The organism is Nonlabens tegetincola, from assembly GCF_002117085.1.
GTDB lineage: Bacteria > Bacteroidota > Bacteroidia > Flavobacteriales > Flavobacteriaceae > Nonlabens > Nonlabens tegetincola.
In genome coordinates this window covers 584619-599307 of record NZ_CP019342.1, presented here as the reverse complement: position 1 = coordinate 599307, position 14689 = coordinate 584619, and the positions used below count along the sequence as shown (strand labels likewise).

The following is a 14689-nucleotide window of genomic DNA, read 5'->3' as shown; positions in this document are numbered from 1 at the left end:
TATATGGTTAATGGTGGGAAATTAATCAATTTCCTCAAAGTCGACGTACTCACCGACCTTTTTCTTTTCTTTGGAGCGAGCTTTTTTAAATGATTTATCAGGTGTTTGGTATGCGGTTTCTGACTCATTGGTAGTCGAATATGGATTGTTAAAACCTGCTCTTTTTTCAAAAGATTTTTGAAAACGTTGCATCGCTTTTTTACCCAGCCAGGCTAGTATAGGTTTACGGAATATCTTAAATAAAATCCTTAAGGCTATAAAGACCATAAGGATGATTAAAAATGTCTTCATTAGAGTTAAAACGAAATGTTTCTATCAAAAATAAAATATCAGTAGATAGATAGTATTTAATAAATCTTAAATTTGGCTCATAGATATTAATCCATGAACGCAATTATTTATAGAATAAGTATAATTACGGCGCTTTTTGTTACACCTTTTCTATCACAAGCGCAATATACGGAAACAATAAACACAAATAATCCCGGTCTTTCTCAAGGTGCTTATGCTTTGGGTACTGGAGTAGCGCAAGTCGAAGCAAATGTATTTTATCGTACTGAAGAACACGTAATTCAACGTTATGAACGTGACTATTACGGTTTAAATTTTCAGTTGCGATACGGTGCCTTTTTTGAAGAACTAGAATTCTCGTATATAGGAAGATTCGCTAGTGTGGAACAAACTCAAATAACCGGATTTGGAAATTCTCAATTCAGTTTTAATAACTTTTCTAGAAGTACTTTGGGTGCAAAGTATATGTTTTTTGATCCTAAACGTGTATTTGGTGAAAAGAAAATCAATCTTTATAGCTATCATGCCAATAACCGTTTAAATTGGAAAGATCTGATTCCTGCACTAGCTATATATGCTGGCGCCAATATTGACTTGAGCGATAATAATTTACTTACTCCACCAAACGACCCTACCTTCTCTCCCAGAATTGAATTAATCACGCAAAACAATTGGGGCCGATGGGTTTTAGTTACAAACTTTGGAGTAGATCGTCTAGGAACTGATTTCCCTTCATGGCAATGGATCATTACCATGACACATAGTATCAACAACAAATGGGCGTTTTTTGGAGAATATCAAGGTTTTAAATCAGATTTCTATAGTGACGATCTAGCACGTGGCGGTGCCACTTATTTGATTAATAAAGATTGGCAGGTCGATAGTAGTGTAACTGTAAACTTTAAAGATACACCTACCGTGTTCCAAGTAAATTTAGGAATGTCCTATAGAATCGACTTTCACAAAGATCCTGAGATAAAACAATCCGGTTCACAAGGTGGAAACAAACGCAAAAAGAAAAACAAGGAAAACAAGCTTAATCTAGAAGAAGACCAAAACCCAGACGGAAGAGGATAAGAATATGATAGAAGTTAAACAGATTTCTTCAAAGAAAGACATTAAAAAATTCGTTCAATTCCAACTGGAATTATATAAGAACAATCCCTACTACATACCACCAATCGTCAAAGACGAAATGGCAAATTTTGATCCAGAGAAAAATCAGGTTTTCAAGAACGCTGATTGCTGGTTATTTCTTGCTTATAAAAACGGACAAATTGTAGGTCGTATCGCTGGTATCATTAATTATATTGAGATTAATGATCAGAAAAAACCTAAAATGAGGTATGGTTGGCTAGATATGATCGATGACATTGAAGTTACAAAAGCATTAATAAATGCTGTCGAAAAAATTGGCCACAAAAAAAATCTAGAATTTATAGAAGGTCCTGTTGGCTTCTCTAACATGGACAAGGCAGGAATGCTGGTAGAAGGGTTTGAAGAATTAGGCACCATGATAACATGGTACAATCATCCTTACTACATGGAACACATGGAGGCGCTAGGATTCAAAAAAAGTGCAGACTGGATCGAATTCAAATTCACTCCACCCAATCCAGTTCCCGAAAAATTCAACAAGTTTGCTGATATTATCATGCAACGTTACGGCCTTAAACCTCTAGAATTTAAATCGACAAAGGATATTTTACCCTATGTAGACGAGATGTTCGAATTATTGAATAAAACTTATTCGTCATTGGTAACCTATGTGCCTATCCAGCAATATCAAATAGATTTATATAAAGAAAAATACCTACCTTTTATAAATCCTGATTTTATTAAATGTGTAGTAGACAGCAATGGCAAATTAGTAGCATTTGCTATAACAATGCCTTCATTTTCTAAAGCTTTACAGAAAGCTAAAGGTAAATTATTACCATTCGGATTTATACATTTACTTAGAGCTAAACGAAAAAATAATCGTGCCGCATTTTATCTAATTGGTATTGATCCTGAATATCAAGGAAAAGGAGTAACTGCATTAATATTCAGAAATGTAGCAAAAACTTTCATGGATAATGGGATCACCTTTTGTGAAACAAATCCAGAATTAGAAGATAATATTGCTGTTCAATCTTTATGGAAGAATTACGATCCAGTTTTGCATAAAAGAAGACGTTTATATCGTAAGGACCTGGTGCGATAATTTACAAATGAGTAAGCTTGACTGAACAGATCGTACTAAGAGAATAAACAATGAAGCTTACCTTACAATTAGCAGCAATTTACAATATCCTTTGGGGTTCATGGGTAGTACTTTTTCCTAATCATTTTTTTGAGTTAGTAGGAATGCAACCACTTAATCATCCCATGGTATGGCAAGGAATGGGAATGGTGATAGGTGTTTATGGTCTAGGTTATTGGTGGGCTAGCTACAACCCAATGAAACATTGGCCCATAGTCGCCGTTGGATTTTTAGGTAAAATTTTTGGACCGGTTGGATTCGTATTCAACTATCTACAAGACACAGTACCTTTTGAATTTATTTATACCTTAATTACAAATGACTTTATCTGGTGGATACCATTTTATCTCATACTCAAAAAGGTACATACGGATTATAAATGGAAGTTAACCTGATGAAAAAGTTGTCGCTATATCTATTTTCAATTTTTTATGGAATAGCTGGGGTTTTTCATTTTATATTTCCTGAAGTATACCACACAGTGATTCCTTCTTACTTACCTTACCCATCCGCAATTAATTATATATCAGGAACACTAGAAATATTGGTAGCAGTTCTTATATGGATTCCACTTCCTTTGCAGTCTCGTATAAATACTTCACTGCTGCAGTCGCGAAAACTAGCTTCTCAAATCACCATTATAATGCTAGTAGCATTTATTCCTGCTCATATATACTTCATTCAAAATGAAGGATGTGCGGGATCATTTTGTTTACCTAATTGGATAGGTTGGTTAAGACTTGTCATTATCCATCCATTTTTAATCTACTGGGCTTATAAAATAAGAACTATAAAATGATAGAAAACTTACAACTTGCAATCGATTTTGGATTAGTAGTACTTATTTGGATGGTTCAATTATTAATTTATCCTAGCTTTAAGTACTTTACTAGTGAATCCTTATCAAAATGGCATGAGATCTACACACGCAACATAACCTTTATAGTTGCTCCTATGATGATTATTCAATTGATCATAAGCATTTATTTAGCCTGGAACGATCTTTCTTTTGTTAATGCCATCTATTTTGCACTAGTTATCCTTACTTGGGTGACAACGATGGTTATTTACGTTCCATTACACAAGAAAATTGATTTACATCCAGATAAAAAGGAGACATGTATTAAACTAACTAAAAAGAATTGGTTAAGAGTCGTTTTATGGACTACAATCTTTCTTTTAATGCATTTAATAAATTAATTATAACACTTCTCAATCGTTTGAAATATAGAAGTGTAGATAATTAAGGAATAATTCTGTGAAAAAATTAAACACTAGGTGTAATAAAATCGGATGTTTTACGACTAATTAAATTGTGTAAAAGTCACACCATTACTTGGCTGAAGATTAGTCAGCAAGTAAGTGAACGGCATGATTTTTGCTACTTATTTAAAGACTGACAAAAGCTGTCAGTTGTTTAACCCTTATAAATCTTTCATTACTACATGAGACAACTCAAAATCACCAAGCAGGTTACAAACCGTGAGTCTAAATCGCTGGATAAGTACCTACAAGACATCTCTAAAATTGATCTTATCACCGCAGAGGAAGAAGTAGAATTAGCTCAGCGCATTAAAAAAGGTGATCAAAGAGCCCTAGAAAGACTGACTACTGCAAACTTACGATTCGTAGTTTCTGTAGCAAAACAGTACCAGAATCAGGGGCTTAAGTTGCCAGATCTAATTAATGAAGGAAACGCCGGACTCGTAAAGGCTGCAAAAAGATTTGATGAGACTCGTGGATTTAAATTTATATCATACGCAGTATGGTGGATCCGTCAGTCTATTCTACAAGCACTAGCAGAGCAGTCACGTATCGTGCGCCTACCATTGAACAAGATCGGTTCTATTAACAAGATTAATAAGGCATTTTCACACCTTGAGCAATTGCACGAGCGTCCACCATCACCTGAAGAACTAGCAAAAGAGCTAGACATGACAGTGAGCGACGTTAAGCAATCTCTTAAAAACGCTGGACGTCACGTATCCATTGATGCTCCGCTTAAAGAAGGAGAAACATCAAACCTTTACGATGTTGTACGCAGTGGTGAGTCACCTAATCCAGATAAGGAATTATTACACGAGTCGTTAACGTTAGAAATTAAGCGTGCACTTGAAACCTTATCTCAAAAAGAGGCAGATGTTATTTCTCTTTACTTCGGTATAGGAAATCAACAACCTATGAGTCTTGAAGAAATAGGTGAAACTTTTGACTTAACTCGTGAGCGCGTGCGCCAGATTAAAGAAAAAGGTATTAAGAGATTAAGACAAAACTCAAGAAGTAAAATCCTTAAGTCATATTTAGGGTAATCAGTCCCTACTTTTTATTATAACGCCTCGAGAAATCGAGGCGTTTTTGATTTCAGATATTTTTAAACTAGTTTTAGGAATATCAATTGATAAAATTTCTTTTCTTGAAATAAAAACATGAATACTCTGATTATACTCAACGATTCTAAAGAAACCTTTACCTCTTCTGGAATTTCAATGGGAACCGCCATATTCACCTCACTTGCCGTGGTTTGTTCTTGGACTCGCAATAGAAGTGTGTTCTGGGCATTTGTAGCAGGAGTTTTCAATATCTTTTACGTGATTTATTGGTTAATGACTCGTACTGAAGAGGAACAGCGAAAAAAGAGATAGAAATGTTATTTCTACCTTAAGTAGACTATCACCTTTTCAGAATTCTACTACATTTAAAGAAAAGACAGTTTTATGGATTTTATTTACTCAAGCGACGACCCTATTTGGGAAACTATAGTAAGTAGTGTAGCAATCTTTATTTTGATTATTATAATAACACGGATTGTAGGATTAAGATCATTTGCAAAATTTACTACTTACGACTTTGCGATCACAGTAGCGATAGGTAGTATTGTTTCTTCTACTCTAACCTCATCGACATCAGTTGCTCAAGGCTTTACAGCAATAGCGGCCTTATTATTACTTACTTTAATTGTTTCAATAATCCAAAAACGTAATTCCAAAATTAAAAGCAGTATTTCTAACCAACCTATTCTGTTAATGAAAGGAAAGGAAATTCTTTATGACAATCTTAAAAAAGCTCACGTACATGAAGATCAATTAATAGCAAAATTAAGAGAGGCTAATGTTATCCACCTAGATCAAGTAGTAGCGGTAGTTTTGGAAACAACAGGAGATATCTCAGTATTACACTGTGATGATGCAAGTAATGCAAACTTGCACGATAAAATTTTACAAGGCGTCAAGGATAATTAAAGAGCTTATAAAAAGACAACTAAAAAGACTTAAAGACAAGCATAAAAAAACGCCTCGATTTCTCGAGGCGTTTGTATATTCTGAATAAGTAAACCTTATTTCTTTTTGAATTTTGCGTACTTGTTCTTGAACTTGTCGATACGACCAGCAGTATCGATAAGCTTGCTCTGACCTGTATAAAACGGGTGAGATGTACGAGAGATTTCTAATTTGATTAGTGGATACTCATTTCCATCCACTTCAATAGTTTCTTTAGTATCTGCAGTAGACTTAGTGATAAAGATCTCATCGTTAGACATATCTTTAAATGCTACTAGTCTATAATTATCTGGGTGTATTCCTTTTTGCATGACTATACTTGTTCTTTTTGCGGGTGCAAATTTAAACTTTTTTATTTGTAATACAACATCTTTTAAAAAAATATGTTGCTTGAAACGCAAATATCAGCTTTTTTTAGTTTTTCTACTACTTACTAAGAGCTAAAACATGGAAACTTATTTTAAACAAGTTTCTCTTGTACATAACAAAAGTACAGTAACTATCTTTGCCTTAAATAAAATAAATATACATGCTGCCTCCACAAATTAAAAAGATAGGATTATCCTACGGGATTATAGGAGCAATCGTAATGGTTACCACCTATCTTATATTCTGGAAAACAGGTAATTTTCTCAATCCCTTAATAAGTGTATTTGCACATATACTGTGGCCACTGGGCTTTGGTTTTGGCGCGCAAATCCACGCAAAAATCAGTCAGAAAGGTTTTATTCAAACACGTGAAGCAGTCGCAGCTTTTTTCTTGGCAATATTACTAATTTGCATTGCAGAATCAGCAACCATTTATTTAATTTACACACAAATAGATCCTGAATTACAAAACACGGTGCAGGATGCTGCCATGAAAGTTTATGAAGAGCGTAAGGCAGCAGGATTGACTATACCAAAACCGCAAAAAATGGATTTAAGTTTTCAAGGGTTCTCCCTTTCTACAGTCATGAAAATATTACTACTGCTGGTTCCTGGAATAATCGTAGGTTTGATTTTAAGAAAAAAACGCCCACAACAGGTTTAAATCGTGAGTAAACAACTGTCCATAGTCATCCCTCTTTTAAATGAAGAGGAATCCTTAGAAGAACTTCATCAATGGATTCTACGCGTCTTGGAACAAACAGATATCACCTACGATATCTGGTTTATTGACGACGGTAGCACTGATAACAGTTGGAATGTGGTGAGTACGCTTTCGCGAAAGCATAACAACACAAACGCCATTAAATTTCTCACTAACTATGGAAAATCACAAGCTCTACACGCAGGGTTTGCTGCTGTAAACGGTGAAGTGGTCATTACAATGGATGCCGATTTACAGGATAGTCCTGAAGAAATCCCGGCATTGTACCAAATGATTACAGAGCAAGGTTTTGATTTAGTAAGTGGTTGGAAAAAGAAACGTTATGACAGTGTTATTGCCAAAAACCTACCTAGTAAATTATTTAATTGGGCTGCAAGAAAAACCAGTGGATTAACCTTGCATGACTTTAACTGCGGTTTAAAGGCTTATCGTCGTGAAGTGGTTAAGAATGTTGATGTTCACGGTGAAATGCACCGATATATTCCCGTTCTTGCTGCAAATGCCGGCTTTAAGAATATTACTGAAAAGGTTGTTGTTCATCAAGCTAGGAAATATGGTAGTACCAAATTTGGATATGAAAGATTCATCAATGGCTTTTTGGATCTGATTACCATTGGCTTCTTGTCTAAGTATGGAAAACGCCCCATGCACTTATTCGGTAGTTTAGGTATCGTTATGTTTTTAATTGGTTTTGTAATCGCAGGATATGTAGGCGTTTCAAAACTTTACCGATTATACAATGATTTACCCTATAATCTTGTGACTGACAATCCTTGGTTCTTTATAGCGCTTACCGTTATGTTATTAGGTACGTTATTTTTTATTGCTGGTTTTCTAGGAGAGTTGATATTGCGCAGTGGTAACCAAAGCGGCCGTTACTTCATCGAGGAAAAACTAGATCATTAGGAGAATGACCACCAAGTAGTTTAACAAACTCTATGTAAGAGTTTAAAAGCTAGCATTGCTACTAATTCCTATCTTTGCAATTCTAATCAATGATTATGAATAAACAAGAAATCTTGAATGTAGCCCAAACTTGGACTCAAGAACCATTTGATAAGGAAACTCGCAGTCAAACACAACATCTAATTGATCAAGATATAGCTCAATTAGAAGAGTCATTTTATAAGGACCTTGAGTTTGGTACTGGTGGTATGAGAGGAATAATGGGAGTTGGTACAAACCGAATTAATAAGTACACATTAGGAAAAAACACTCAAGGACTTTCTCAATATCTTAAAAAAACATTTCCGGGAGAACTAATAAAAGTGGCTATTGCCTATGATTGCAGGCACAATTCAAAAGAATTAGCTCAAACTGTCTCTCAAGTTTTTAGCGCAAATGGTATTCAAGTTTATTTATTTGAAGAATTGCGCCCTACTCCACTGCTCTCTTACACCGTAAAACGTAAAGATTGTCACGCAGGTATTGTACTCACCGCAAGTCACAATCCGCCAGAATACAACGGTTACAAAGTCTACTGGCAGGACGGCGGTCAACTTGTTCCTCCACAGGATAAAGAATTGCTAGAACTCATTAATTCGTTAGAATTTAAAGATATCAACTTTAACGGTGATGATAAACTCATAGAATTATTAACTCCAGAGGATGATAATGCCTTTATTGAAGATAGTATAAAAGCTGCAAAAGTTGCAGGTGATGTAGATCGTAGCCGAGTAAAAATTGTGTTTACCAGTTTACACGGTACCAGCATAACATTAATTCCTGAAACTCTTAAAAGAGCCGGTTACACCGATTTACACGTTGTTAAGGAACAAGCTATACCTAACGGTGATTTTCCTACCGTAAAGTCTCCTAATCCTGAAGAGCCTGAAGCATTACAAATGGCAGTAGAACTTGCCAATAAAATTAATGCTGATATGGTTATAGGAACTGATCCCGATAGTGATCGATTAGGAGTCGCAGTGCGTGATAATGATGGTAACATGGTATTGCTTAATGGTAATCAAACCATGATCACCATGACCGATTTCCTACTTAAAAAAGCTGATTTAAGTTCATTAATCAATCCTTTCATTGGATCTACCATTGTAAGTACACCAATGATGCATGATTTGGCCATGGCTTATGATGTAGAATGTAAGGAAGGATTAACTGGTTTTAAGTGGATTGCCAAAATGATTAAAGATCACCCTAATCAGGATTTTATAGGTGGTGGTGAGGAAAGTTTTGGATATATGGTAGGTGATTTTGTAAGAGACAAAGATGCTGTAACCGCAGCACTACTAGCCTGTGAAATGTACGCACAAGCTAAAGCAAATAATTCTACCGTTTACAAGGACTTGATTAAACTGTACCAGCAACATGGTCTTTATCAAGAAAAACTGGTTGCTCTTGTAAAAAAAGGTATATCTGGTGCTGCAGAAATAAAGCAAATGATGATTGACTTAAGAGAACAGCCACCACAAATTATAGCTGGTCAAGAAGTTATCATAACAGAAGACTACGCCAGTAGTATTAGGTATAATAAGCATTTGGATAAAAAAGAAACCATGGAAGTTCCAAAGTCCAATGTTCTTATATTTTATCTAGCAGACGGCACTAAGATAGCAGCCAGACCTAGTGGTACAGAACCAAAGATCAAATTTTATATTTCAACTAAAACTGGATTGTCCAATCCAGAAGATTACAAAGCAACACAGCAACAATTAATTAATAAAATAGACGCTGTACTTAAAGATTTAGACATTCAATAAATGAATTATTTTAAAGAAATTCTGAGGTATGCAAAGCCCTACAAAACCTCAGGAATATTGAATATTACTTTTAATATTCTCTTTGCTCTATTTGGAGCATTGAGCTTTGTATCCTTAATCCCTATGCTAGATGTTTTGTTTGACAAAACACAAGCAATTACAGAAGAACCTGTTTGGACCGGAATTCAAAACGGTATGGACTATATCAAAGGATACTTAGGATATTATGTAACCACTCAAACTGAAAGTAAAGAACAAGCATTAATAGTTGTTATCGCCCTAGTTCTATCACTATTCTTCCTTAAAAATCTATTTGGTTATTTAGGAATGTACTTTATTGCCTATTTGAGAAATGGAGTATTAAAGGATATACGTGATGATTTGTACGCAAAAATTATCAATCTGCCTATTTCTTATTTTTCTGAAAAGCGTAAAGGTGATGTAATCGCGCGCACAAGTGCCGATGTGTTACAAATTCAACATAGTTTTTTGTCGATTCTAGAATTGATTATAAAAGAACCACTTAATATTATTTTCACTTTAATATTAATGATCATCTTAAGTCCGCAGCTTACCATTTTTATGATTTTATTCTTACCTGTCTCTGGATTTTTGATTTCTAGATTGGGTAAAAAATTAAAAAACCGTAGTAGTCAAGTACAGCGAGAGCAAGGTTACTTTTTGTCCCTTTTAGAAGAAACCCTGAGTGGTTTGAAAGTAATTAAAGGCTTCAATGCAGAAGAACGTTTACAAGAAACATTTGAGAGTAGCACGCAGCGCATGAATAGATATGCAATCAAGCTCAATCACAGAAAAGGATTGGCTAGTCCAGTGAGTGAGTTTTTAGGAATTCTCATGATTGGAGTATTGCTTTGGTTTGGTGGTAGACTGGTACTCACAGAAGAAAGTATAGATCCTACCACATTTATTGGTTTTATGGCTTTGGCTTACAACATATTAACACCAGCCAAGGCTCTTTCAAAAGCAAGTTATCAAGTAAAAGAAGGTAATGCGGCTGCACAGCGTGTACTTGAAATACTCCATACAAAGAATGAGATTGAAGATAAAGAAGGTGCTGTTGAAATGTCCGCTTTCGCGAAAGCGATACAACTTAAAAACGTTACGTTTTCATACGTTGATGAACCAGTACTTAAAGACTTCAGTCTAGATATCCCAAAGGGAAGTACCGTCGCACTGGTTGGTCAATCTGGCTCTGGTAAAAGTACGATAGCTAACTTACTCACCAGGTTTTACGACATTGAAAATGGCACCATATCTATTGATGAACACAATATTAAAGATGTTAGTTTAAAAAGTCTAAGAGACCAAATGGCATTAGTTACACAGGATTCTATCCTCTTCAATGATACCGTGGCTGCCAATGTCGCGTTGAGTGACAAAAATGCCAGTGAAGAAAGTATTATTGAGGCTTTAAAAATTGCTAATGCCTGGGAATTTGTAAAAGATCTTCCTAAAGGCATACACACAAATATAGGTGACAGTGGTGGTAAATTAAGCGGTGGTCAAAAACAGCGTCTTTCTATCGCTAGAGCAGTTCTTAAAAACGCTCCTATTCTTATTCTAGATGAAGCTACTAGCGCACTAGATACTGAAAGCGAACGATTAGTGCAAGATGCGCTAGAGCGTGTGATGAAAAATAGAACATCTGTAGTTATTGCACACCGACTATCTACTATTCAAAACGCAGATCACATTGTGGTGATGAAGAAAGGGCAAATTGTAGAGCAAGGAACTCATGATGAATTATTATCCAAAAACGGTCTTTATCATACTCTAGTTGAAATGCAAAGTCTGGGATAAATGTCACTAGTACATAGATTTTCAAAGGACATATCAGGTATTGAATTACCAGATAGGTTTACATTTCCTTTTTATTATAAACCTCATGAACTAGCTAGTATAGCGAGTCAGGAATTACAGGAATACCTAGAAAGTTTTGATAATTGGTTTTTTGATTTAAATCTTGGTCCAAAAAATTATAAACACCATTTGGGTAAAATGTTTGGTGTTTTGGTGGTAAGAGATTCACAAGGTGAGCTAGGCTATTTGACTGCTTTCTCTGGTGTAATTACAGGTGAACAGGAAAATAACTATTTTGTACCGCTAGTGTATAATATGTTTGAAACTACTGGCAGGTATGCCATTGAATCTAAAGAACTTGCCTTTATCAATGATCGTATTTACGAACTAGAACATGATGAGAAGTTTTTATCTCAAAAAATAAAGTATCATAAAATTCTAGAAGAAAACGAGGAAAAGATACAGGCTCAAATAGCCAAGCATAAAAAACAAAAGCAAGCTAGAAAAGAATCTAGAAACCTAGCGCTTGGTCAACCTGAAGATCTAGAAAAATTACGCAAAAAGCACCACGATCAGAGCATGAAAGAAAAGTTTCTTTTGAGAGAGTATCGTGCTTATCTAGAGGAAAAAGCAACCAAAGCCGGTTCCTTAGTTACAAATCAAGAGAAGGAAATCTCTAGACTTAAATCTTTGCGCAAGGAAAAGTCCAACGAGTTACAGTCGTTTATTTTTGAACAATACAACTTTCTGAATGCAAAAGGCGAATCGAGAACGGCATTAGATATCTTTAAAAACGTTCCTCCTTTTTTCCCTCCATCGGGAACTGGTGACTGCTGCGCTCCCAAACTATTACAATACGCTTATTTAAACAAACTAGAACCCATTTGCATGGCCGAATTCTGGTATGGGGAATCACCACCATCACAGGTGCGTAAACATGGTAACTTCTATCCAGCCTGTCGTTCAAAATGTGAGCCATTACTCCTGCATATGTTACAAGGTTTACAAGTCGATGAAAATCCCATGTTACAAAACCCTGCAATTGGTAAAGTAATTGACATTTTATATGAGGATAAATATATAGTCGTCATCAACAAACCAGCAGAGTTTTTATCAGTTCGAGGTAAGAATATTTCCGATAGTGTTGAAGAACGTATGAGAGCAAGATATCCTAATGCCACAGGTCCCATGATTCTGCACAGATTAGATATGTCAACATCTGGAATTATGATAATTGCTCTAGATAAAAAAGGACATAAAAGACTGCAAGAGCAGTTTATCACGAGAACTGTGAGTAAAAAATATACTGCGGTTTTAGATGGTATCGTTCAAAAACAAGATGGGTTTATTTCATTACCCTTAAGAGTAGATCTAGACAATAGACCTTACCAACTTGTAGACCCCATTCATGGTAAGAATGCTAGAACAAAATTTGAAGTAATAGAGGTTAAAAACGGATATACCAAAGTAAACTTTTATCCAATTACTGGGCGCACCCATCAATTAAGAGTTCATGCAGCTCATCACGAGGGATTGAACGCACCTATAAAAGGTGATGATCTTTATGGAACAAAACAGGACAGGTTGTACCTACATGCTCAAGAACTCACTATTGTACATCCTTACACAAAAGAAAAAATGACCTTTGAAGCACCTAGTCCTTTTTAATTGTGGAAAAGACTTTGTAAAAGTGATTTTAGTACTCAACCAACTGATGTATTTTTAAGGTTTAAATCTGTTTTTATGTTTGACGATTTTTCTTGGTTATTTATTTTTTTAATTGGTGCTGTTTTAGGTGCTGTCATCGCTTGGTTTTTTTCTAAAACTAAGTTTTCTGGTGAGGTCAACTTACTACGTAACAACAAGGAGCAGTTGGAGAACCAACTCACAGAGGTGCTACAAGTAGCTAAGGAACGAGATCAACTTAAATTAGAGCAAAATACCTTACAAGGGCAAGTAGCGAGTAAGGTGGAGAACCTACAGGAACTAACTAAACGCTACGAATCGCTCAATGAAGATTTCAAGGAAGTAGCTCGAGAGAAGGAACATTTGAATGTGTTGCTGGCAGAGCAACGTACCGCTTTCGCGAAAGCGGAAGAAAAACATGCTGAGGCACAACTAGAAATTGAGAAGCTCAATGAAAAGTTCACTAAAGAATTTGAGAATCTAGCTAACAAAATTTTAGAAGAGAAAAGCACCAAGTTTGCCAGTCAAAACAAGGAAAGTATTGAACAAATATTAAATCCGCTACAGGAGAAAATCAAGAGTTTTGAAAAAAAGGTGGAAGACACTCATAAGGACACGATCGACCGTCAAAGTGCCTTGAGACAACAAATTATAGGTTTAAAGGAGCTCAATGAAAAAATGAGCACCGAGGCAAATAATCTAACCAAAGCGCTTAAAGGTGATGCCAAAATGCGAGGGAATTGGGGTGAACTTGTTTTAGAACGTGTGCTGGAAAAGTCTGGACTAGAAAAAGGCATGGAATATGAAGTGCAGCAAAGCTTCAAAACAGAAGATGGTAAGACTGTTTTTCCTGATGTTATTGTAAGTTTACCTGGTGGCAAAAAGATGATTATAGATAGTAAAGTCTCTCTTAATGCCTATGAACGCTATGTAAATGAAGAAGACGATCAATTACAAGAACGTTATCTTAAAGAACACATTAACGCGCTTAAGAAACACGTAAGTGATTTATCGGGCAAGAACTATCACGATCTATATAGAATAGAAAGTCCAGATTTTGTATTGTTGTTTGTGCCTATAGAACCTGCCTTTGCCATGGCTCTTAATGCAGATAGTAGTTTGTACAGCGATGCTTTTGAAAAGAACATTGTAATTGTGACACCTACTACCCTACTAGCTACCTTACGTACTATTGACACAATGTGGCAAAACGAAAAGCAACAGCGCAATGCACTAGATATTGCCAATGCTGCCGGCGCACTTTATGATAAGTTTGTAGGTCTTACAGAAGATCTAATCAAAGTAGGAACTCAACTAGATACAGTTAAAAAACATATTCTTCTAGTATGAACAAACTTACAGAAGGTTCTGGTAATCTAGTAGGTCGTGTTGAAAAACTTAGAAAATTAGGAGCCAAAGCTAATAAACACCTCAACGAGAAGCTGGTAGAAAGGGCTGTTGACAGTGATCCTGATATTTTAGGAATTGAGTCTAATGATTAGATCAATAGCTAATTCTTATATTATAATTACATAAAAACGTAATATTTCTATTTATT

15 protein-coding genes and 1 pseudogene are annotated in these 14689 nt (G+C 35.5%); 14 read left to right on the top strand and 2 right to left on the bottom strand.

Going from position 1 to position 14689, the window contains the following annotated elements; genetic code table 11:
- Window positions 1-21 precede the first annotated feature (21 nt).
- Entirely contained in the window at window positions 22-291 is a 270-nt protein-coding gene (locus BST91_RS03040) for a DUF4834 family protein (RefSeq protein WP_085774401.1), read from the bottom strand.
- 93 nt (window positions 292-384) lie between these two features.
- On the opposite strand from BST91_RS03040, the gene BST91_RS03035 reads away from it, so the two are divergent.
- The 8 genes from BST91_RS03035 (at window position 385) to BST91_RS03000 (ending at window position 5775) form a co-directional block, all read left to right on the top strand.
- Window positions 385-1368, top strand: coding sequence for a transporter (locus tag BST91_RS03035; protein ID WP_060522861.1), 984 nt, complete (start codon window positions 385-387; stop codon window positions 1366-1368).
- 4 nt (window positions 1369-1372) lie between these two features.
- A complete protein-coding gene (locus tag BST91_RS03030; RefSeq protein ID WP_042278220.1) occupies window positions 1373-2497 on the top strand; it encodes a GNAT family N-acetyltransferase in 1125 nt (374 codons plus the stop codon).
- Window positions 2498-2547: 50 nt separating this feature from the next.
- Window positions 2548-2931, top strand: coding sequence for a hypothetical protein (locus BST91_RS03025; RefSeq protein WP_060522862.1), 384 nt, complete (start codon window positions 2548-2550; stop codon window positions 2929-2931).
- Window positions 2931-3335: a DoxX family protein gene (locus tag BST91_RS03020; protein ID WP_157539215.1), complete on the top strand. Its 405-nt coding sequence runs from the start codon at window positions 2931-2933 to the stop codon at window positions 3333-3335. Before BST91_RS03025 ends, BST91_RS03020 begins: the two co-directional genes overlap by 1 nt.
- Window positions 3332-3736 carry a hypothetical protein gene (locus tag BST91_RS03015; protein WP_060522864.1) on the top strand — a complete coding sequence of 135 codons (405 nt, stop codon included), beginning with the start codon at window positions 3332-3334 and terminating at the stop codon, window positions 3734-3736. Before BST91_RS03020 ends, BST91_RS03015 begins: the two co-directional genes overlap by 4 nt.
- Window positions 3737-3981: 245 nt before the next feature.
- Window positions 3982-4845, top strand: coding sequence for a sigma-70 family RNA polymerase sigma factor (locus BST91_RS03010; RefSeq protein WP_085774399.1), 864 nt, complete (start codon window positions 3982-3984; stop codon window positions 4843-4845).
- Between the two features lie 117 nt (window positions 4846-4962).
- Complete coding sequence (locus tag BST91_RS03005; protein ID WP_085774398.1) at window positions 4963-5178, top strand: hypothetical protein; 216 nt, start codon at window positions 4963-4965, stop codon at window positions 5176-5178.
- A gap of 72 nt (window positions 5179-5250) precedes the next feature.
- Window positions 5251-5775, top strand: coding sequence for a DUF421 domain-containing protein (locus BST91_RS03000; protein WP_042278205.1), 525 nt, complete (start codon window positions 5251-5253; stop codon window positions 5773-5775).
- Between the two features lie 95 nt (window positions 5776-5870).
- Here the strand turns inward: BST91_RS03000 and BST91_RS02995 are convergent, their stop codons facing one another.
- On the bottom strand, window positions 5871-6125 hold the full coding sequence (locus BST91_RS02995; protein WP_042278201.1) for a type B 50S ribosomal protein L31: 255 nt from the start codon (window positions 6123-6125) through the stop codon (window positions 5871-5873).
- A gap of 218 nt (window positions 6126-6343) precedes the next feature.
- Here BST91_RS02995 and BST91_RS02990 point away from each other — a divergent pair, with 218 nt between their 5' ends.
- The 6 genes and pseudogenes from BST91_RS02990 (at window position 6344) to rmuC (ending at window position 14633) form a co-directional block, all read left to right on the top strand.
- The gene (locus tag BST91_RS02990; RefSeq protein WP_042278198.1) at window positions 6344-6847 is read left to right on the top strand and encodes a DUF4199 domain-containing protein; all 504 of its coding nucleotides are present in this window, start codon (window positions 6344-6346) and stop codon (window positions 6845-6847) included.
- A gap of 3 nt (window positions 6848-6850) precedes the next feature.
- Entirely contained in the window at window positions 6851-7813 is a 963-nt protein-coding gene (locus BST91_RS02985) for a glycosyltransferase family 2 protein (RefSeq protein ID WP_085774397.1), read from the top strand.
- Between the two features lie 95 nt (window positions 7814-7908).
- Window positions 7909-9624 (top strand): phospho-sugar mutase, encoded by a 1716-nt coding sequence (locus BST91_RS02980; RefSeq protein ID WP_085774396.1) that lies wholly within the window; start codon window positions 7909-7911, stop codon window positions 9622-9624.
- The gene (locus BST91_RS02975; RefSeq protein WP_085774395.1) at window positions 9625-11445 is read left to right on the top strand and encodes an ABC transporter ATP-binding protein; all 1821 of its coding nucleotides are present in this window, start codon (window positions 9625-9627) and stop codon (window positions 11443-11445) included.
- Window positions 11446-13113 carry an RluA family pseudouridine synthase gene (locus BST91_RS02970; RefSeq protein WP_085774394.1) on the top strand — a complete coding sequence of 556 codons (1668 nt, stop codon included), beginning with the start codon at window positions 11446-11448 and terminating at the stop codon, window positions 13111-13113.
- 75 nt (window positions 13114-13188) lie between these two features.
- Window positions 13189-14633: pseudogene (gene rmuC / locus BST91_RS02965) on the top strand (DNA recombination protein RmuC).
- The last annotated feature ends 56 nt before the right edge of the window (window positions 14634-14689 follow it).